The organism is Klebsiella sp. SWET4 (assembly GCF_024296565.1).
GTDB lineage: Bacteria > Pseudomonadota > Gammaproteobacteria > Enterobacterales > Enterobacteriaceae > Klebsiella > Klebsiella variicola.
In genome coordinates this window covers 809,205-827,447 of the sequence record NZ_JANCOB010000001.1, presented here as the reverse complement: position 1 = coordinate 827,447, position 18,243 = coordinate 809,205, and the positions used below count along the sequence as shown (strand labels likewise).

Sequence of the window (18,243 nt, the reverse complement as noted above, 5' to 3'; positions counted from 1 at the left end):
GAAGGTTACTGATGGTGTGGGGCGGGATAAAACGCTTCCGCTGTCCATTGCGCTGATGGCTGGCGGTATTGCTGCCAGAACAGATCGGCAATCTCCCGGGCTTCGGCGGAACCCGGCGTGACGTAGGCCCCCACCGTCACGATGGAAAGATGAATATTTTGCGCTTTTAAGACCGGAAAAAGGCCATGCGTCAGGTTAAGCAGCCCGGCTTTGCCGACGCTCAACGTCAGACACTCCGGGTGGGGCTGAGTGGCAAACATCCCGCCAGTCAGCAGGATCGCGCCTTCTCCACGCGCGGCCATCCGCGGAGAGACCGCTTTGATGGCGGCATATACCGCGCCAATATTGGTGCTGAGATCCTGAATGAAGCCTGCCACCGACTGGGTCTCAAGATTACCGTCATGCATGGCCGCGGCGTTGAAATGCAGCACATCCACACCGCCGGTTTCCACCTCTACCTCACGAATGAGTTCCGCGATACTGGTGATATCGCTGGCGTCCGCCACGCGGCCTTCCGCGGCAAATCCTGACGCTCTCAGCTGGTCGGCCTGTGCCGCCACATTGTTTTTATTGCGAGAGGACAGCACCACCCGGAATCCCTCACCGGCAAACCGTGAGGCCGTCGCCATTCCCATCCCAGGACCGGACCCAATACTCAAAAACGTTTTCATAGTCTGCTCTCACTGTAGGTTGAAGAGCCGCTATGTTAATAGACCAACAGATCGCTGATAATTAGCCTTATTTGCAAATGATTAATGTGCAGGGTGCAGGAATCATGTTCGATGATTTTGATGAACTGATGGCGTTTGTCTGTGTGGCTGAGGCAGGGAGTTTTATCGGGGCCAGCCTCAGGCTGGAGCGGGATGCATCGGTAATTTCCCGCCGGGTCAGCCACCTTGAGAAAAAACTGGGTGTCCGGTTGCTGGTGCGTACCACCCGTAGCGTAACGCTGACTGAAGCCGGGACCTGGTTTTTGCAGCGCGCCCGCACGGCGCTGGATGAGCTCAGCGCCGCCAGCCGGGAAGTAGGCGACTTTGCTGCCACCCCACAGGGAACGTTGCGGGTCTCACTGCCGGTGACCTTTGGCCGGGAGCTGATTGCCCCGATGTTTCCTGATTTCCTGCAGGCGTATCCGGATATTCGCCTTGATGCCCATTTTCTCGATCGACGAGTCGATATTGTCGCGGAGGGGTTTGATGCGGTGATCCACCTGGGAAACCTGCGGGACAGTACCTTAACCGGGCGCGAGCTGGGGGCATTTCGCAGCCAGTTGATTGCTTCGCCGGCCTATCTGCAACGCTACGGTGAACCGACTCATCCTGAGCAACTGGCAGCCCATCGGTGCCTCGGCTTTACCCACCATCCGGACTGGCCCTACTGGATCCTCGAGAATGGTCGGGAGCATATCCAGGTGACGCCAGCTGGCCCCCTCACCACCAATATCAGTGAAGCGCTGCTGACGGCGGTCATTCGCGCAACCGGGATCGCACTGCTGCCGGGATGGATGGTTAATCAGGCGGTGCAGCGCGGGGAACTGGTCCGCGTGCTGCCCGACTGGCGCAGCGCGGCGCGGGTTAGCGTTTATGCCCTGATGCCGCCCGGCACGCTGGTTCCCGCCAAGACCCGGGTATTTATCGACGCGGTATGCCAGCAGCTGGCGTCATCCCCGCTGTGGCAGGACGAGTTGAAGCGATAAACGGGGGGTGCCGATAGAGCAAGCCACGGATGGCGGTTATACCGCGGTACTGGCCCGGACTTTGAGTACTGACGGAATTTCAATAAACTTTTCACAAGGTTTATCGTTGAGCAGGTCGAGAAGCGCTTTCCCGGCCTTCACCCCAATGTCATGCCAGGGAAATTCAACGGTTGTCAGGGCAGGGGAACAGACTGTCGATAATACCCCGCCGCCTAAACTCGCAATGGCTACGGTATTGGGCACTTTGATCCCGGCGCTGTGGCAGGCCATCATGCATCCACACGCCATTTCATCCGATGTGCAAATTAGCGCATCCAGATCGCCCCAGGTGATCATCATATCCTTGAAAATATTCACCCCTGTGGCAATGGTGGAAGGCAAATGAGTGGTCACTACCCGATGCGGAGAACGGTTAAGGGCCAGCATCGCCGTATTCCAGCCGCTCAGGAGCTGGCGAAACATTGTATTGTTGGCCGGGGTACACAGTAACGCGATATTTTTTAATGAGGCGTCCGCCAGGTGGGTCACGATCTGTTTCACAGCCTTACCGTAATCCACACCGATGCACATGCCAACAGACTGCGTATTTAACGCGCCAATTTCCAGGATAGGCACATCTACGTTGGCCAGCAGCTGGGTACAGCTCTCAATGGTGTCGATATTAAACTGAATAATCGCTGCCGGGTTATAGGCGAGCATTTTTTCAAACGTTTTTTGTTCGCTTTGGCCGTCATGACCGGATTCCATAAACATCATGGTATAGCCGCGTTCAGTCAGGATCTTTTGTAACGCCTCCGACACCGGCAAAAAACCTGGCGAAGAGAAGGTGGGGACGACGGCCAGAATGAGATCGGAATGGACCGACGCCAGATTACGCGCCTGGAGATTGGGGACATAGCCGAGTTGGCTTACTGCCGCATCAATACGGTCGCGAAGGTCAGGGTTGACTTTTTCAGGCATTCTCAGCGCACGCGAGACGGTCATGGCGCTCACGCCGACAAACTCAGCCACTTCGGTCAGGGTTATCTTCCCAGTTCCCTTACGACGTTTTTCTTTCGGGCTATTGTCTGCGTCTAGACTCTTCACCAGGATCACCAACCGTTTGAAAAATAAAAAGTAACAAAAGTAAATCGTTGATACACATTATAACTTACCACAGCGAGGGGGAAAGCACATTATAACCAGTGTTAGCGGTAACTCATTTTTTAACATTTTTGCTTGTTAGCGCTAACTTTGGGAGGTGTATCACAGTTGCATTTTATTTAGCTGTTTATAGTTCAGCACATGGGACCCCTCGGGAGTGCATATGATTAGAGACTGGTTAACCCCGGATAAAATTAATGTCATTAACTCAATAGATAACTGGAAAAATGCCGTTCGACTCTCAGCAGAACCTTTGCTGGAGCAGGGGTATATGGCCGAGCACTATATTGAGGCGATTTTGAAAAGCCATGAAGAACTGGGGCCTTATTATCTATTAGCCCCGGGATTAGCGATGCCCCATGCCCGCCCTGAACAAGGTGCATTGAGGAATGGATTATCGCTCCTTCATATTAAAGAGGGCATATCATTTGGCTCAACGGAGAACGACCCGGTATACGTGATTATTATGCTATGCGCTCGTTCCGGGAATGAACATATCACGATGATCGGTGAACTGGCAGAACTCTTTAGCGATCAGCAAAAGCTAGAACGATTGTTAAAAGCCGATGATATTAAGGCAATTCAGGCTGTTATTGACTGAAGGAAAAGAGAATGAAAAAAGTACTCATCGTCTGCGGCAATGGTTTAGGCAGCAGCTTTATCGTTGAAATGAATGTCAAAAAAATTCTTGCCGAAATGAATAAAGAGGCTGAAGTCGCGCATACCGACCTGACGTCAGCGAAAAGCGAAACGGCGGACCTTATTCTGAGCGCCAACGATATTGCCGAACATTTAGTTGGTCATTCCGCAAAGGTTGTTGGATTAAGTAATTTACTCGACAACAATAAAATCAAAGAGATTTTAGCAGAACACATTTAAGCAACGGCTTTCTGAACCGTGGAGTTTAATATGCTTCATTTCCTTATTTATGATGTGTTAGGGACACCGGCAATTCTGGTTGGATTGTTTTCTCTGATCGGTCTGCTGTTGCAAAAAAAAGGAATTTCAGATGTTATTTCAGGAACACTGAAAACCATCATGGGCTTTGTTATTTTAACGGCAGGCGCCGGTATCATTGCCTATACATTAACCATTTTTAGCCAGCTGTTTGAACATTCATTTCATATTCAGGGGGTGGTCCCTAACACCGACGCGATGGCCGCGCTGGCGCAGAAGAATTATGGCACGGAAACCGCCACAATCATGGTGTTGGGCATGTTGATCAATATCGCCCTGGCGCGTCTGACGCCATTAAAGTACATCTTTTTAACGGGCCACCACACGCTCTATATGGCAGCGATGCTGGCGGTGATCTTGTCAGTCGGGGGATTGTCGGGGGGGTGGGTGGTGGCCATCGGGGCGGTGATTCTCGGCGCGATGATGGTGATCTCTCCGGCGATCTTGCAGCCGTTTACCCGTAAAATTACCAATACCGACGATCTGGCTCTCGGCCATTTTGGCTCTATTGGTTATCTGCTTTCCGCGCTGGTGGGCAAAGTCGTCGGGAAAGGTAGCCCCTCGATTGAAGAAATTAAAGTGCCTAAGTCACTCAATTTTCTTCGCGACTCGTCGGTGGCCATCTCTCTCACTATGATGATTCTGTTCCTGGTGTTGGTGGTCGTCGCGGGCAAAACCTTTGTCGAGGAGACACTGAGTGCCGGTCAGAATTTTATTATCTTCGCCATTATTCAGTCCCTCACTTTTGCTGCGGGGGTTTATATCATCCTCGCCGGTGTGCGTATGGTGATTGCCGAAATTGTGCCAGCGTTTAAAGGTATTGCAGACAAATTAGTGAAAGATGCGAAGCCGGCGCTCGACTGCCCGACGGTGTTTCCCTTTGCTCCCAATGCCGTCATCGTCGGGTTTCTCGCAAGCTTTGTCGCGGGCCTGGTCAGCATGTTTCTCTGCCCGCTGTTCGGTTTGAGCGTCATCGTTCCAGGGCTGGTTCCTCATTTCTTCTGCGGGGCAACGGCTGGCGTTTACGGCAATATCACTGGCGGACGTCGCGGGGCAGTGGTGGGGGCATTTGCCCACGGCCTGCTCATTTCGTTCCTGCCGGCCATCCTTTTGCCAATGATGGGAGACATGGGCCTGGGTTCTACAACCTTTGGCGATGCAGACTTTGGCGTTGTCGGCATCGTTCTGGGGCATATTATCGCAATGTTTAACTAACTGTTTATTATCGGAGATGGTTTATGAGCGCGAAATTTTCACCCTCACTGATGTGCATGGATTTAACGCAGTTCAAAGAACAGATCACGGCAATGAATAAAAAAGCGGATTTTTATCACGTTGATATAATGGATGGTAATTACGTCCGCAATATCACACTGTCTCCCTTTTTTATTGAGAACCTGAAAAAAATCACTACCGTTCCCATCGATGTCCATCTGATGGTGAACCATCCGGAAGATATTATTCCCATGTGTCTCGAGGCCGGCGCCGATATCATTAGCTTTCATCCCGAGACGGCGAATAACAAAATTTTCCGCCTGCTGAATCAGATCAAGGATGCAGGCAAGCAATGCGGGGTGGTGTTGAACCCGGCGACACCGGCTGAAAGTATTACTGAATATGCGCACCTGTTGGATAAAGTGACGGTCATGTCAGTTGATCCGGGCTATGCCGGACAAAAGTTTATTCCTGAATCGCTGAACAAGATAAGAAGGCTCATCAGTATGCGCAAAAATAATGGCTATCACTATCTGACTGAAATTGATGGCTCCTGCAATGCAAAAACGTTTGGCCAGATTGCCGAATCCGGTGTGGATGTCTTTATCGTAGGGACATCGGGTCTGTTTTCTCTCCATGAGGATGTCAGCCAGGCATGGGACAGAATGATCGAGATTTTCCAGCGTGAAACCGTCGCTGCCTAATTAATTTTTTTACGAACCACAGCATATATTTAAAAAAAATTAAAAGACCTGCATCACGCCAGCGATGCCTGCTCTGTTATTCAACGACCACTCTATATGAATGCGGGTGAATTATGGATATTTCGACAGTGCTTAATGTTAAAAACATCAAGTTAAATATGACCGCCAGAACGAAAGAAGAGGTGATAGAAGAACTCACCGATTTACTAGTACAGGATGGTGCGGTGACTAATAAGGAGGACTTTATTCGTGATGTCTGGTTACGTGAGGAGCAAGGCTCTACCGGTTTTGAAAATCATATTGCGATCCCGCATGGCAAATCTTCCGGTGTTTCCCGTACCGCATTAGCCATCGGACGCACGCAACATACCATTCCCTGGGAGACCATGGATGGCAGCGATGTTCGCTGTATTATTTTATTTGCGGTTTGCCTGGTGGATCAAAATGCCACTCATATTCGCCTGTTAGCGCAAGTGTCCGGGTCACTGGCCGACGAAGACATTATCGCTAAATTACTGGTTGAATCTGATCCATATAAAATCATTGCGCTTTTCAATTCAGAAACTGAAAGCACCGAAGCGTAATATGTAGTTGTTAACATTCTTTTATATCTTATTAAATGAATTAACGGAGAATCGTGATGAATATTGTCGGAGTTACCGCCTGTACGGTGGGGATTGCACACACCTATATTGCTCAAAAGAAAATTGAAACAGCCGCCAAAAAAGCCGGTCATAACGTTAAAATCGAGACCCAAGGGACCATCGGCATTGAGAATCAGTTAACCGCTGATGAGATTGCCATGGCAGATATTGTTCTGCTTGCCGCGGATGTTAAAGTGACGGGAGAAGAACGGTTTGCGGGTAAGAAAGTGGTCAAAGTCGCCACGGAAACGGCAGTGAAATCCCCTAATAAGCTAATTGAAAAACTCAGTGAAATAGTCAATTCATAATTTTATTTCGGCCTGCTGACTCTATACTTAAGGGCGTAATTTATGTCTCTAAAACAAATATGGCAAGCAGCAAATCCTAAAGGACATCTGCTGACCGCTATCTCATTTCTGATCCCCATTGTCTGTGGTGCTGGATTTATTATTGCCATCGGTATGGGGCTTGGTGGAACGGTGCAGGACACGTTAACGCCGGGGCAATTTGATTTATGGCAGGCGATGGCCACTCTGGGCGCTAAGGCGCTTGGGCTGTTGCCGGTAGTCATTGCGGTGGGGATTTCCGGCTCGATTGCTGGCAAGCCGGGCATCGCACCAGGATTTGTTGTCGGGCTGGCGGCGAACACCATCAGCGCAGGCTTTATCGGCGGGATGATCGGTGGCTACATTGCCGGCTATATCGCGCTGGCGATCATCAAAAACGTCAAGGTGCCTGACTGGGCTCGCGGTTTGATGCCAACGTTGATCGTGCCCTTTTTTGCCTCCATTATCAGCTGCCTGATTATGGTCTATATCATTGGTACGCCTATAGGTATCTTTACGGAAGCGCTGACATCTTTCCTGAGAAGTATGGGCACGTCATCGAATCTTGTGTTGGGCGCAGTGATAGGCGCTCTGTGTATTGTTGACTTTGGCGGCCCGCTTAATAAGACATGCTTTGCCTTCGTTCTCACGCTGCAGGCGCAGGGAATAAATGAGCCGATTACCGCGCTTCAGTTAGTTAACACCGCAACGCCTATTGGTTTCGGCCTGGCTTTCTTCATTGCTAAGCTTCTGCGTAAGAACATCTATAACAGTGAAGAAGTGGAAACCTTAAAATCGGCGGTTCCAATGGGGATTGTTAATATCGTTGAAGGCTCTATCCCGATCGTCATGAACGATATCGTCCGCGGTATCGCCGCCGCGGCCATCGGTGGCGCGTGCGGTGGCGCAGTCACCATGGTGTATGGTGCGGATGCCACGGTGCCTTTTGGTGGGGTACTGATGATCCCCACCATGTCACACCCGATGGCTGGCATTATGGCCCTGCTGGTGAATATTGTTGTTACCGCCACGGTTTATGCTGTCATCAAAAAAGATATTCCGCGTGATGTGCTGGTTACTCATGATCACGAAGAAGAGGATATCGACCTTGATGATATTAAAGTGAGCTAACTTACCCCTGTATTATTTTATCAATGGCGTTGAGCTAGTCCTGCAAATCAGCCCATAACCGAGGGGTCCTTAGTTATGGGCTGAGTTGCGTCAGGTAGACGGCTGGGTAAAAGTGGAGCAGGGTGAACATTGTTGTTGCAAAAATGTGAATGCTTCAGTAGCCTTGTCTCTTTCGGAGACAGGAAATGCTCGTCACTGATTCACTTCTTGCTTACACCCTCGCAGCCACACTGCTTACCCTGACGCCAGGTCTTGATACTGCTCTTATTCTCCGCACGGCGACCGCTGAAGGGGGACGCAAAGCCTTGCATGCCGCGTTAGGCATTGATCTTGGATGCTTTATCTGGGGCGCGCTGGTGGCCTTTGGTTTAGGTGCGCTACTGGCGGTTTCTGAGTTGGCTTATACCTTATTGAAATGGTGCGGAGCAGGATACCTTTGCTGGCTGGGCATCCAGTTGCTCCTGCGCCCACGCCAGCAATTTAACCCCAACCCGACCGAATCAGATTCCACGAGTAACTGGTTCCTGCGTGGGATGCTGGGGAATGTGCTTAACCCCAAAATGGGCGTCTTCTACGTTTCGTTTTTGCCCCAGTTTATCCCTGCCGGGCATTCACCGATCAACTGGACCTTTCTCCTGGTCACCATCCATGTATTGATAGGGACGCTGTGGTCGTTAACGCTGATTACCGCCACTCGCTATGCCGCCGGCATCCTGAAAAAACCAGCCGTGGTGAAATGGATGGATCGGACAACCGGCTGCCTGTTTCTGTTGTTTGCCGCGAAGCTGGCCATGAGTCGGCGGTAGTCACGCAGGGGCGTATGCCCCTGTTTTTGTCTTAAAAAATGAGCAACCCGTGGAGTACTACTCAGTGCTGTAACGATCGGGCTCGAACGTACGTTTAGCCAGTTTCTTTTGCAAAACGATGACAATAATTGGGGTTCCTGATGCGGTAATTGCACATACCGCCAACAGCATGTCCATATTTTGTAGCGCCATGCGATGGTTGGGTAACAAAAAAGCAGACAGGAAAAATGCGGCAGTTGTCATCAGATACATCATGGATGTCTGTAATGAAGAGAATCCCGCTCGTTGCTTGTTATCAGGAAACTGAATCGTCACCGCCGACGATGACACCAGACGACTGTAAGCTGCGCCGAGAAACAACGTAATAAATAGCGCCGGATGCGGATAGCCCAGGAGGGGTATCAGCAAGCTCAGGATAAAAACGAGGGTCGACCCGGTCGCCAAACTCAAAGCAGAAAAACGAGAGGTTAATGCGCCTGTCATTCTGGTAGACAGATACCCCGCCAGACCCCCGCCGAAGAACAACCAGGGCAGCAGACCTTGAGAAGCCCCCAACAGCTGCGTCATTAATGGCGCCAGAACAGGAATGATCAGCATTGGACTAAACTGTACCAGCGCATTACCGGAAGCAAACAGTAAAGTATCTACATCGAGGGGCAGCGCGTGGGACGTGTCGAAAGTGACGGGATCCTGAGGGATGATGGAGACGATCAGCGGCAATGCCAACCAACACAGTGTGCAGATTAACCACAACGCGACATGCCAACCGTAATGAGTACACAAAAATAGTACAGCGGGCATCCCCACGATGCTGACCATCGAAAATGACGCAATCACCGTCGCCAACATTTTTCCGCGCAAATCAGCCGGCGTGTGGTTTATCAAAATAGTGATCCCCACCCCCATTGTCGTACCGCCAACCAGTCCTGCGAAAAAGCGCAATGTAAGAAGAAGAGGAAAACGGGTGGTCAATGTCGTCAACAGTGTCGCCATGGCTAGCAGTACCATATTGGCAATTAAAAAACGTTTCTTATTGCAACGGTCAACCCAGTAAAAGGCGATAATTCCCGACAGGACGGCTCCAGATGTGTACATACCGGATACATAGCCTGAGAAGGTGACGGGAACAGCGAAATCTGCAGCCATAAATGTAAAAACAGGACTGAACATCATATATTCCAGCGCATTAGTAAACTGGACAAAAGCGATTACCAAAGCAATCCGAATGAGCGTCTTTTGATTAAATGTTGTGGTGACCAGTGGCATAGCAAGCGACCTGTGGATGAAAGATATCCTAGCTTAACTGCTATCAAACTTGTCGATTAGGTGGTAAAAATGGCACTCATTATTATCATATGTGGGATAGTTGATGCGGCCAGTTCTTGACTTTAATGCGCTGAAAATCTTCATTGCTGTGGTGGAACGAGACAGTTTTGTCGGGGCATCGAAAGCCCTGGAAATGCCGACATCAAATGTGAGCCGTTGCATTTCTCAGTTAGAAGACAAACTGAACCTTCAGCTCATTGAGCGCAGTACCCGACATATGAAACTCACACAGGCGGGGCATCTACTCTATACCCGGGCGAAGCCATTACTGGAAGCACTTGAGCAAACTGAAACCGAATTAACGTTGCGACAAATGCAATTCAAGGGGCCATTACGTATCTGTATTCCCAATGAAATCGGTCCTGTATTGCTGGGCTCTGTTGTTGCTGATTTCGCCTGTCAGCATCCGGATCTGGAGATAAGTTGCGTCACAAATTTGTCGGGTTATGAATCCCTGCGAGATGATCTGGATTTAGCTGTCATTGTTAGCCGTGGTCAGATGGATGACAGTGACTACATCGCCCGTCATCTGGTGACGATCCCTTGCACCATCGTTGCGGCCCCCTCCGTCATCCAGCGTTATGGCACGCCTTCTCGAATACAGCAATTTGAAGAGTTACCCTGTATTACAACGGTGAATGCGCTTAAAGGCGCTCCCTGGCAGTTTGTGAATAAAAAGGGCGGATTCGAGACGATCAAGGTTAACGGTCGTTATCGGGTCAACAGCGGAGAGATGGCAGGGCGGGCGGCCATCTCAGGTGTCGGTTTTGCCATCCTGTCGAAACAAGCCTGCCAACCCTATATTGATGATGGGCGGTTAATCGAGATTGAATTTGAACAATCGGCAGCCCCCTTGCAATTGTTCGCTCTGTATTCAGATCGGCGTTACTTGCCGGCAAAAACAAGAGCGCTTATTGATTTCATGCATCAGAGATTGAGTCATTAACAAGAGGCCATCTTCAGCGCGCCAGGGCGGCGCTGTTTTATTCAGCCGGCCGGCTCAAGCAACAAATCTCTGAGATAGCCCTCCAGCAGGGAGGCACAAATTCGCGTTTCATACGACATCATCCCAGCTGGTGGATGGAGCAACCAGGTACTAAATGGCGGGATCGGATAGTGGCTTAAGAGGGGGATAAGCGCGCCGTCTGCCATTTCTTTTCTGCAAACCGGACTTTGCAAAACACCAATGGCATGTCCCGCTAATAACCAGGAGAGGACACTCCGCCAGTGCGTGGACTGAAATTGAATATTGACGGGAACATTAATGAGTTGATCTTCGGAAGCGATCAATTGAATGCGATTACTGGCGAATACACCGGAAACAGCAGCAAATGGATAATCTGTCAGCGCATCCGGCGTGTCAGGATGACCCATTTTCGCCAGCAAAGCCGGAGAGGCCACTAGCACTCTGCGCACGGCGCCAAGCGGACGTGCGACAAAAAAGCCTTCGGAGACATCACCTAACCTCAGTGATAAATCGACCCCCTCGGTGACGGGATCGATGACGCGGTCGTTAAAAATGACATCGACCTGCAGCTCCGGATGCTCGTTCTGAAGCTGCAACAATGCAGGCATCAGCAGGCTTTCTCCGGCGGAATAGGGCGCGGCAATACGGATTTTGCCTTGCAGCCCCTGATTTTCCTCATTCATAGAAAGAGCATGCTCTGCCGCCTGAATGGCCGTTTTGCTTCGCTCATAAAACACGTTACCGCTGTGCGTTAGAGACATATTACGCGTGTTGCGCCTAAGCAAACGTGTCCCAAGATGTGCTTCCAGTTTTTCTATTCTTTCACTCACGGCGGGCTGGCCAATGCCGAGATCGCGGGCTGCAGCCGACATGCTGCCCCGTTCAACCACCCTGATAAATATGCGCATTGCTGAGAAGAGATCCATTCACCAATTATATTGGCTTTACCGATAAATGTAAGTGGGGACAGGCATCTACTGCTTTCCTGCGAAATGATGAAAAATCCAGACTCAAGGCCTGAGTCAGGCTAAATTTCAATCTATTTAATTGATTTATTGGTGCAAAATAATGATGCCAGAGATAAAGCTTTTCATGTTCCAGTCAGGAACACAGCATTGTCGATATCAGCATATCCGGATGAATCAGGGCGTGGGAGAGCATTATGAGATCCCTGTTCCCTGGTTTCTGCTGACCCATCCGGATGGGTTTACGCTGATTGACGGCGGTCTGGCTGTCGAAGGATTGAAAGATCCCAGTGGTTATTGGGGAAGTGCTGTAGAGCAGTTTAAACCGGTGATGTCAGAAGAACAGGGCTGTGTGGAACAACTTAAGAGGATTGGCATTGCTCCTGAGGATATCCGCTATGTGGTCCTGTCCCATTTGCACTCTGATCATACGGGAGCAATTGGTCGCTTCCCCCATGCTACGCATGTTGTCCAGAGGCAAGAGTATGAATATGCCTTTGCCCCTGACTGGTTTACTTCGGGAGCCTATTGCCGACGCGATTTCGATCGTCCCCAACTTAACTGGCTATTTCTGAACGGGTTGTCCGATGATCACTATGACCTTTACGATGATGGCACGTTACAATGTATTTTCACCCCAGGGCATTCACCGGGCCATCAATCTTTTCTTATCCGCTTACCGGGTGGTACAAATTTTACGCTAGCGATTGATGCGGCTTATACCTTAGATCATTACCATGAGAAGGCGCTCCCGGGGCTAATGACGTCTGCTACTGATGTCGCTCAGTCAGTGCGAAAGCTGCGTCAGCTTACCGAGCGATATCATGCGGTATTCATACCCGGCCACGATCCTGAAGAATGGAAAAAAAACAGGCTTGCGCCAGCCTGTTACTATTGAATCATTCCTCGCTGATCGCCAAAAAGCGTCTGTTAAGCAGGGCTGTCAGCTTATCTTGTTCGAAATGGCGCTGGTGATGGCCGGGGCCATTTCTGCGGGCAAGCTCAGGGCTTCACGTCCAGCACGACATGACTGAATGTTTGATAGGTTTTTTCGTCCGGCGCGGGCGGGATGTTGGCTTTTTTCAGCGCGGACATCACCTGCGCGCAGAATGGCCGATCGCCGCTCTCGACCGTCGGATCCTGCACTGTCCCGTCACGCTGTAGCGTAAAGCGCACCGAGCATTTTTGCCCTTGCCAGGAGGCCGGCTGGTCTATGTTAGCGAAGATAGCCGCCTGGATCCGCGCCAGATAGCGTGAGGCATTGGCCTGGGGTGAAGTATCGGAACCCGTTTGATAATCGCGAAGTATCTTATCCACTTCAGCCGATATTTTAGCGTCTTCGGCGCTGTCCGGCGCAGAAGCACCACCCGAGCAGGCGGAAAGAAGTAAAGAGAGGGTGCAAACGAGCACAGCGTTGGTTTTCACGGACATGCTAAGCCTCCTTGCTGGTGGGGATACCGTCGTGTAAGAGGCGGTTATCCTCTGTTATTCCGCGAAATTATTCAAACGCTGAATGCATGGCACGCGCTTTCAGTGACAGTGTCACTCATTTTTTACTTTCGTCGCGGGCGGTGATGCCATCCAGTCGCGAATAATGTCACCGTATAGCTGTTCTGCCTCCGCCAGTCGGCTGAGCAGGCAGTACTCGTCGGTTTGATGCGCCATCGACGGCTCGCCGGGGCCGAGAATAATACAGGGCGGATCGCCCAATGCAGGCAGCAGCAGCGAGGCGTCGGTAAAGTAGGGCACCACGCGCGGCGCAATCGGCTCAGCGTGCAGCGGCTGACAGCGTTGGTAAACCTGCTTAATCCACGCGTGATCCTCCCGGCTGAGGACGGCGGGCAGGTCGACCAGCGTGGAGACGGTGACGCTTTCGCCAAGCAGCGTCGTCAAGCGCTCCCGGATAGTGGCGTGCTGTAAATTGGGCGCGCTGCGGATATCGACATCAAAACGCGTGCGGTCCGGTACGGAATTAATATTGAGTCCGCCTTCTATGCGTCCGACGTTGAGGGTGGGTTGCTTCATTAGCGGATGCGGCGCGCCTGGCGAAAAATGCTGAATCTTACCCAACGCATCCGCCGCAAGATAGATAGCATTGATCCCCAGCTCCGGCATCGCGCCGTGGGCGGTTTTCCCCCGCGTTTCGCAGCGTAGCCAGAGCGCGCCTTTATGGCCGATAACCGGATAGTTGGCGGTGGGTTCACCGACGATCAGCGCGCCCACCTCCGGCAACGTTGCGGAGGCGATCAGCGCCCGCGCGCCGTCGCAGCCGGTCTCTTCTCCGCCGGTTATCAGCAATACCGCGCCGCGTCCGGCGAGGATCGCTTCCCGCTGATGAACGCAGGCGACGGCAAACGCCGCTATCGCCGCTTTCATATCGCTGGATCCGCGGCCATAAAGACGCCCGTCTTCCATCTGCGAGCCAAAAGGATCGTACTGCCAGCGGGCATTTCCCAGCGGGACGGTATCCAGATGTCCGGTAAAGGCCAGCGGTTTACCGCTCTTCGCCCCGGGCAGGCTGGCAATAAGATTGCAGCGTCCCTCGCCGAACGACGACAGCGAAACCTCAAAACCGCTCTCGTCAAGCCAGTCGGCGAAGAACCGCATGCAGTCGGCTTCGCTGCCTGGCGGGTTGATGGTGTTAAAGCCCAGCAGCTGCCGGGCGAGCTCAAGGGTCGTGGTCATCAGCGGCGTTCCGTCAGCCAGTCGAGGCAGTTAATCCATAGCTGGCGATAGCCGGGCCATTTGGCAAACTCTTCCGGCAGCCAGTGCGCCGACATGTCGCTGGTCCACACCAGCGAACGACCCTGCTGATATTCGCGAACAGCCAGTAGCGGATGACCGGTACCGGCCACGGTCGCCAGCAGTTTGCCTTCCGGGTGCATTTCAACTTCGTTATAGCCCAGCAGCCACGGCCATTCGCCCGGAATATCGTTAAACAGGGGGTGAGACTCCGTCACTTCGGCATAGCAGCCTTCCGGGGTTTCAATGCGATCGTCCCAGGCCAGGCAGCGTACCGGCAGCACTTTCTCCACCGCGGTATGGCGGTAGCGCGCGCCGCCGTTGATTCCCTGGAAGCTGTAATAGCCGCCGATCATCATCAGCGCCCCCCCGCCGGCCACGTAATCATGCAGGAGCGTTAAACGGTTGGCGGTTCGGCGGCTCTTCAGCCAGGTGTCCGGATGCAGCAGCAGCGTATTGGCGCCAATGTCCGAGAGAATAATCGCATCCCACTCCTGCAGCGCTTCCAGCGTCAGCGGAAAGTCGGTCGCCGCCGCGTGGGCGGGCATATAGGTAATGGCATAGGGACTGTCGGCGAGCGCGGCCAGAAAGTCCGTTGCGCCGGTGTGCCAGGTGGCGGTGGCAAACTGGTCGAAGCCTTTAACGTGCGTTGACGTGCTGGTCCAGGACTCACCGACCAGTAAGATTTTTTTCTGCATGATGACGTTTCCTTTTATCCGCCAAAGACCCGCTGGGGGTTTCCAATCATTAAGGTTTCAAGTTGTTCGCCGCTGACGCCGTGGCGCCGCAGACGGGGAACAAAATGCTTGAGTATGTAGCCATAACCGTGGCCGCCGTAGCGGGTGAGCATGGTTTTCAGGAAGACGTCCTGCGACAGCAGAATTTGCTGGATGTAGCCGTCGTCAATCAGCTCGCGGATCGCGCGGGCGTTCTCCTCGTCGGAGGGCGACTGCGCCGACTCGTCGGCGTAGTAATAGCTCATGCCAATCATGTCGTATTCGAGAAACGCCCCGCGCTGCGCCAGTTCGCGCTGGTAGCGCTTATCGGCAAAGCTGGGATTCATATGGCACAGCACGGTATGGCGTAAATCGGCGCCTTCCTGCTCGAGAATATCCAGCACCCGATGGCCCAGCCGCTCCCAGCCGGGCAGATGGACCTCGATCGGCACGCCGGTCGCGGCGCTGGCCCGACCCGCAGCGCGCAGGGATTTCTCCTCATCCGGCGTAAAGCGGCTGGAGATACCGATTTCGCCGATGAGCCCGGCGAGCACCTCCGGTTTCTCCTCCGCGCCGCCAAGATCGTAAATCAGCCGTTCGGTCAGCTGTTCGACGCTGCTGATTTTTACCCACTCAGGGTGCGAAGGTTCCAGATAGAGCCCGGTACCCATAATGATGTTCAGACCGGTCAGACGCGCGATGCGCGCCAGCGCTTTCGGATCGCGGCCAATGCCGATATTGGTTGGGTCGACCACCGTTTCTCCGCCAAGGGCGCGAAATTTAGTCAGCTCGTCAATCGCAAGGTCGACATCAAACAGCTGACAGTTATCGCGGCTCATCAGCGGGTTGAGCGACAGTTCGCCAAGGTTTTCCATTTTCACCGGCATTTCGGCAAGATGGCGATCGCTGCAGCAGCAGGGCGGCACCCATTTGCCGGAGGCATCCAGCAGAATATGCTCATGCATCAGAGTAACGCCCATTTCGTTAATCGGCAGTGGGCCAAGCACAGTCATCACGTAACCGCTGCTGACGCCGACCGGCAGCGGGGAGGGATGGCGAAAAATTGATCCTTTCATCAGCTATCCTTTTGCCGCGGAGCGCGTCGGGTTGAGAATGCGGGTGTTCAGCCAGATAGCCAGCAGGATAATGGTGCCGGTGGCTATCTGGGTGTAAAACGGCGAAATATGCGACAGGATCAGCCCGTTCTGAATGACCGCAATCGACAGCGCGCCCAGCAGCGTGCCAATAATAGTCCCGAAGCCGCCAAACAGACTGGTGCTGCCTAGCACAACGGCAGCAATGACCTGCAGTTCAAAGCCTTCGCCCTGGTTGGAAGAGCCGCTGCCGAGGCGTGCGGTAATGATCATCCCCGCCAGCGCGGCGGCCATTCCGCTGATGATATAGACCTTCATGGTGACCGCTTTGGTGTTAATGCCGCTGCGCCGCGCGCCTTCGGCGTTGGCGCCGATAGCGGTCACGTAGCGGCCAAAGCGCATATGGTTGAGAACGATATGCCCGATCACCAGTATCATCATGCCGATCAGCGCGGGCATGGGGATACCAACTACCCACGCGCGTCCGATAAAGGTAAACAGGCTGTCAGCCGGCACCGGAATCGAGTAGCCCTGGGTGACCAGCAGCGCGATACCGCGAACTACGGCCAGGGTGGCGAGCGTGACGATGAACGCCGGAATGCCTTCATAGGCAATAAAGAAGCCGTTGATGGCGCCAACGAATCCGCCGAGCAGCAGGCCGCCGAGGAGTACCACCGGCCACGGCAGACCCCAGCTATTCAGGGCGATAGCGGAGAGTGCGCCGACCAGCGCCAGGGTGGAGCCTACCGACAGATCGATACCGCCGGTGGTAATGACCAGAGTCATTGCCGTCGCGACGATCAGCAGCGGGGCGCTCTGACGGATAATGTTGAGCCAGTTGGTGCCGGTGAGAAAGTTGCTGGTGATCAGCGAAAACACCACGCAGCAGAAGACGAAAAAGAGCGCGATGCTGACCACGCCTGAGTGGTTATGCAGCAGGCGGCGCGGCAGCGAATGCTGGATCATGCGGGAGCTGCTTAAGTTCATGATACTCATCCTGTTACCTCAATGTGCTGCCGCAGAGCGGGCGGTGAATTTTTCGCCCACAATCAGGTTAACGATATCGCTCAGGCTGGTGTCGGACACCCGTCTGTCGGCGACGTTAGTACCCTCATACATCACCATGATCCGGTCGCAGACCAGGAACAGGTCCTGCAGGCGGTGGGTAATCAGAATCACGCTCACCCCGCGAGCGGAAACGCGGCGAATGAGCTCCAGAACCGCTTCAACTTCCGCGACGGCCAGCGCGGCGGTGGGTTCATCCATAATCAGCACTTTCGGGTCAAAGGCCGCGGCGCGGGCGATGGCTATAGCCTGGCGCTGGCCGCCGGAGAGATTTCGCACCAGCAGGTGAGTATCCGGAATGGAGATCCCGAGCCCTTTAAGCATCTCTCTGGCATCGGCGTGCATTTTGGCCTCGTCGAGAAAGGGGATGCCGAGGACCGATTTCATCGGCTCACGGCCCATAAACAGATTGCCCGCGACGTCGACCGTGTCGCAGAGCGACAGATCCTGGTAGACCATCTCGATATGGCAACGGCGCGAATCGGCCGGATTCGTAAACTGTTGCTGTTCACCGTCGATACGAATCGTGCCGCTGGAGGGGATCACCGCGCCAGAGAGCACTTTGGTCAGGGTGGATTTCCCCGCACCGTTATCGCCCACTAAGCCCAGCACTTCGCCCGGGGCCAGCTCAAGGTTGACTCCGCGCAATGAGCGTATCGACCCGTAGGTCTTGGTGATATTGATCATCTCTACCCTTGGCGGGGTAGTTTGTGGCTGCTGCATCTGATAACTCCCATCGCTGTGGC

Annotated in this window: 21 protein-coding genes; 11 read left to right on the top strand and 10 right to left on the bottom strand. The window is 53.1% G+C overall.

All coding sequences use genetic code 11. From position 1 onward, the window contains the following. Window positions 1-5 precede the first annotated feature (5 nt). Window positions 6-671 (bottom strand): SDR family oxidoreductase, encoded by a 666-nt coding sequence (locus NKJ21_RS04290; protein WP_131025019.1) that lies wholly within the window; start codon window positions 669-671, stop codon window positions 6-8. Window positions 672-775: 104 nt separating this feature from the next. Between NKJ21_RS04290 and NKJ21_RS04285 the strand changes: the two genes are divergently transcribed. After that, on the top strand, window positions 776-1,696 hold the full coding sequence (locus tag NKJ21_RS04285; protein ID WP_254732719.1) for a LysR family transcriptional regulator: 921 nt from the start codon (window positions 776-778) through the stop codon (window positions 1,694-1,696). Between the two features lie 36 nt (window positions 1,697-1,732). On the opposite strand, the gene NKJ21_RS04280 is transcribed toward NKJ21_RS04285, so the two are convergent. Beyond that, window positions 1,733-2,785, bottom strand: a complete 1,053-nt coding sequence (locus NKJ21_RS04280; RefSeq protein ID WP_032730998.1) for a LacI family DNA-binding transcriptional regulator — start codon at window positions 2,783-2,785, stop codon at window positions 1,733-1,735. Window positions 2,786-3,002: 217 nt separating this feature from the next. Here NKJ21_RS04280 and NKJ21_RS04275 point away from each other — a divergent pair, with 217 nt between their 5' ends. The 8 genes from NKJ21_RS04275 to NKJ21_RS04240 all read left to right on the top strand — a co-directional run bounded on the left by NKJ21_RS04275 (window position 3,003) and on the right by NKJ21_RS04240 (window position 8,622). After that, window positions 3,003-3,440: a PTS sugar transporter subunit IIA gene (locus tag NKJ21_RS04275; protein WP_049138073.1), complete on the top strand. Its 438-nt coding sequence runs from the start codon at window positions 3,003-3,005 to the stop codon at window positions 3,438-3,440. A gap of 11 nt (window positions 3,441-3,451) precedes the next feature. Continuing rightward, window positions 3,452-3,718: a PTS sugar transporter subunit IIB gene (locus NKJ21_RS04270; protein ID WP_012968203.1), complete on the top strand. Its 267-nt coding sequence runs from the start codon at window positions 3,452-3,454 to the stop codon at window positions 3,716-3,718. Window positions 3,719-3,748: 30 nt separating this feature from the next. Next, a complete protein-coding gene (locus NKJ21_RS04265; protein WP_012968204.1) occupies window positions 3,749-5,011 on the top strand; it encodes a PTS ascorbate transporter subunit IIC in 1,263 nt (420 codons plus the stop codon). 23 nt (window positions 5,012-5,034) lie between these two features. Then, entirely contained in the window at window positions 5,035-5,715 is a 681-nt protein-coding gene (alsE, locus tag NKJ21_RS04260; protein WP_080928609.1) for a D-allulose 6-phosphate 3-epimerase, read from the top strand. A gap of 113 nt (window positions 5,716-5,828) precedes the next feature. Then, on the top strand, window positions 5,829-6,299 hold the full coding sequence (locus NKJ21_RS04255; protein WP_012968206.1) for a PTS sugar transporter subunit IIA: 471 nt from the start codon (window positions 5,829-5,831) through the stop codon (window positions 6,297-6,299). Window positions 6,300-6,355: 56 nt separating this feature from the next. Then, window positions 6,356-6,667: a PTS fructose transporter subunit IIB gene (locus NKJ21_RS04250; RefSeq protein ID WP_004179922.1), complete on the top strand. Its 312-nt coding sequence runs from the start codon at window positions 6,356-6,358 to the stop codon at window positions 6,665-6,667. Between the two features lie 42 nt (window positions 6,668-6,709). Continuing rightward, on the top strand, window positions 6,710-7,816 hold the full coding sequence (locus tag NKJ21_RS04245; RefSeq protein WP_023322628.1) for a PTS fructose transporter subunit IIC: 1,107 nt from the start codon (window positions 6,710-6,712) through the stop codon (window positions 7,814-7,816). A gap of 185 nt (window positions 7,817-8,001) precedes the next feature. After that, window positions 8,002-8,622, top strand: a complete 621-nt coding sequence (locus NKJ21_RS04240) for a LysE family translocator (RefSeq protein WP_023322627.1) — start codon at window positions 8,002-8,004, stop codon at window positions 8,620-8,622. Between the two features lie 57 nt (window positions 8,623-8,679). Here the strand turns inward: NKJ21_RS04240 and NKJ21_RS04235 are convergent, their stop codons facing one another. Continuing rightward, window positions 8,680-9,888: an MFS transporter gene (locus tag NKJ21_RS04235; RefSeq protein WP_131025025.1), complete on the bottom strand. Its 1,209-nt coding sequence runs from the start codon at window positions 9,886-9,888 to the stop codon at window positions 8,680-8,682. A gap of 103 nt (window positions 9,889-9,991) precedes the next feature. Here NKJ21_RS04235 and NKJ21_RS04230 point away from each other — a divergent pair, with 103 nt between their 5' ends. After that, window positions 9,992-10,894, top strand: coding sequence for a LysR family transcriptional regulator (locus NKJ21_RS04230; protein ID WP_004190055.1), 903 nt, complete (start codon window positions 9,992-9,994; stop codon window positions 10,892-10,894). A gap of 41 nt (window positions 10,895-10,935) precedes the next feature. Here NKJ21_RS04230 and NKJ21_RS04225 read toward each other — a convergent pair whose 3' ends face one another. Then, a complete protein-coding gene (locus NKJ21_RS04225; protein WP_131025027.1) occupies window positions 10,936-11,823 on the bottom strand; it encodes a LysR family transcriptional regulator in 888 nt (295 codons plus the stop codon). Between the two features lie 160 nt (window positions 11,824-11,983). Here NKJ21_RS04225 and attM point away from each other — a divergent pair, with 160 nt between their 5' ends. After that, the gene (attM, locus tag NKJ21_RS04220) at window positions 11,984-12,778 is read left to right on the top strand and encodes an N-acyl homoserine lactonase AttM (protein WP_165454234.1); all 795 of its coding nucleotides are present in this window, start codon (window positions 11,984-11,986) and stop codon (window positions 12,776-12,778) included. Between the two features lie 104 nt (window positions 12,779-12,882). Here attM and tolA read toward each other — a convergent pair whose 3' ends face one another. The 6 genes from tolA to NKJ21_RS04190 form a co-directional block, all read right to left on the bottom strand. Then, window positions 12,883-13,311, bottom strand: coding sequence for a cell envelope integrity protein TolA (tolA, locus tag NKJ21_RS04215; protein WP_008804864.1), 429 nt, complete (start codon window positions 13,309-13,311; stop codon window positions 12,883-12,885). A gap of 111 nt (window positions 13,312-13,422) precedes the next feature. Continuing rightward, window positions 13,423-14,565, bottom strand: coding sequence for a M20 family metallopeptidase (locus NKJ21_RS04210; RefSeq protein WP_012968216.1), 1,143 nt, complete (start codon window positions 14,563-14,565; stop codon window positions 13,423-13,425). Next, window positions 14,565-15,320, bottom strand: a complete 756-nt coding sequence (locus tag NKJ21_RS04205; RefSeq protein WP_008804865.1) for a glutamine amidotransferase — start codon at window positions 15,318-15,320, stop codon at window positions 14,565-14,567. Before NKJ21_RS04205 ends, NKJ21_RS04210 begins: the two co-directional genes overlap by 1 nt. 14 nt (window positions 15,321-15,334) lie before the next feature. Next, on the bottom strand, window positions 15,335-16,414 hold the full coding sequence (locus NKJ21_RS04200) for a phosphotriesterase (protein ID WP_208777892.1): 1,080 nt from the start codon (window positions 16,412-16,414) through the stop codon (window positions 15,335-15,337). Between the two features lie 3 nt (window positions 16,415-16,417). Then, window positions 16,418-17,419: an ABC transporter permease gene (locus NKJ21_RS04195; RefSeq protein WP_008804867.1), complete on the bottom strand. Its 1,002-nt coding sequence runs from the start codon at window positions 17,417-17,419 to the stop codon at window positions 16,418-16,420. Between the two features lie 18 nt (window positions 17,420-17,437). Beyond that, window positions 17,438-18,184, bottom strand: coding sequence for an ATP-binding cassette domain-containing protein (locus tag NKJ21_RS04190; RefSeq protein ID WP_074186512.1), 747 nt, complete (start codon window positions 18,182-18,184; stop codon window positions 17,438-17,440). Window positions 18,185-18,243 lie beyond the last annotated feature (59 nt).

What these genes read in the sequence shown, in the direction of transcription:
- NKJ21_RS04225 (WP_131025027.1), bottom strand. Translation starts at nt 11,823, where the DNA reads ATGCGCATATTTATCAGGGTGGTTGAACGGGGCAGCATGTCGGCTGCA.
- NKJ21_RS04210 (WP_012968216.1), bottom strand. Translation starts at nt 14,565, where the DNA reads ATGACCACGACCCTTGAGCTCGCCCGGCAGCTGCTGGGCTTTAACACC.
- NKJ21_RS04265 (WP_012968204.1), top strand. Translation starts at nt 3,749, where the DNA reads ATGCTTCATTTCCTTATTTATGATGTGTTAGGGACACCGGCAATTCTG.
- NKJ21_RS04240 (WP_023322627.1), top strand. Translation starts at nt 8,002, where the DNA reads ATGCTCGTCACTGATTCACTTCTTGCTTACACCCTCGCAGCCACACTG.
- NKJ21_RS04270 (WP_012968203.1), top strand. Translation starts at nt 3,452, where the DNA reads ATGAAAAAAGTACTCATCGTCTGCGGCAATGGTTTAGGCAGCAGCTTT.
- NKJ21_RS04230 (WP_004190055.1), top strand. Translation starts at nt 9,992, where the DNA reads ATGCGGCCAGTTCTTGACTTTAATGCGCTGAAAATCTTCATTGCTGTG.
- NKJ21_RS04245 (WP_023322628.1), top strand. Translation starts at nt 6,710, where the DNA reads ATGTCTCTAAAACAAATATGGCAAGCAGCAAATCCTAAAGGACATCTG.
- NKJ21_RS04235 (WP_131025025.1), bottom strand. Translation starts at nt 9,888, where the DNA reads ATGCCACTGGTCACCACAACATTTAATCAAAAGACGCTCATTCGGATT.
- tolA (WP_008804864.1), bottom strand. Translation starts at nt 13,311, where the DNA reads ATGTCCGTGAAAACCAACGCTGTGCTCGTTTGCACCCTCTCTTTACTT.
- NKJ21_RS04190 (WP_074186512.1), bottom strand. Translation starts at nt 18,184, where the DNA reads ATGATCAATATCACCAAGACCTACGGGTCGATACGCTCATTGCGCGGA.
- NKJ21_RS04285 (WP_254732719.1), top strand. Translation starts at nt 776, where the DNA reads ATGTTCGATGATTTTGATGAACTGATGGCGTTTGTCTGTGTGGCTGAG.
- NKJ21_RS04205 (WP_008804865.1), bottom strand. Translation starts at nt 15,320, where the DNA reads ATGCAGAAAAAAATCTTACTGGTCGGTGAGTCCTGGACCAGCACGTCA.
- NKJ21_RS04195 (WP_008804867.1), bottom strand. Translation starts at nt 17,419, where the DNA reads ATGAACTTAAGCAGCTCCCGCATGATCCAGCATTCGCTGCCGCGCCGC.
- NKJ21_RS04275 (WP_049138073.1), top strand. Translation starts at nt 3,003, where the DNA reads ATGATTAGAGACTGGTTAACCCCGGATAAAATTAATGTCATTAACTCA.
- NKJ21_RS04250 (WP_004179922.1), top strand. Translation starts at nt 6,356, where the DNA reads ATGAATATTGTCGGAGTTACCGCCTGTACGGTGGGGATTGCACACACC.
- NKJ21_RS04255 (WP_012968206.1), top strand. Translation starts at nt 5,829, where the DNA reads ATGGATATTTCGACAGTGCTTAATGTTAAAAACATCAAGTTAAATATG.
- alsE (WP_080928609.1), top strand. Translation starts at nt 5,035, where the DNA reads ATGAGCGCGAAATTTTCACCCTCACTGATGTGCATGGATTTAACGCAG.
- attM (WP_165454234.1), top strand. Translation starts at nt 11,984, where the DNA reads ATGATGCCAGAGATAAAGCTTTTCATGTTCCAGTCAGGAACACAGCAT.
- NKJ21_RS04290 (WP_131025019.1), bottom strand. Translation starts at nt 671, where the DNA reads ATGAAAACGTTTTTGAGTATTGGGTCCGGTCCTGGGATGGGAATGGCG.
- NKJ21_RS04200 (WP_208777892.1), bottom strand. Translation starts at nt 16,414, where the DNA reads ATGAAAGGATCAATTTTTCGCCATCCCTCCCCGCTGCCGGTCGGCGTC.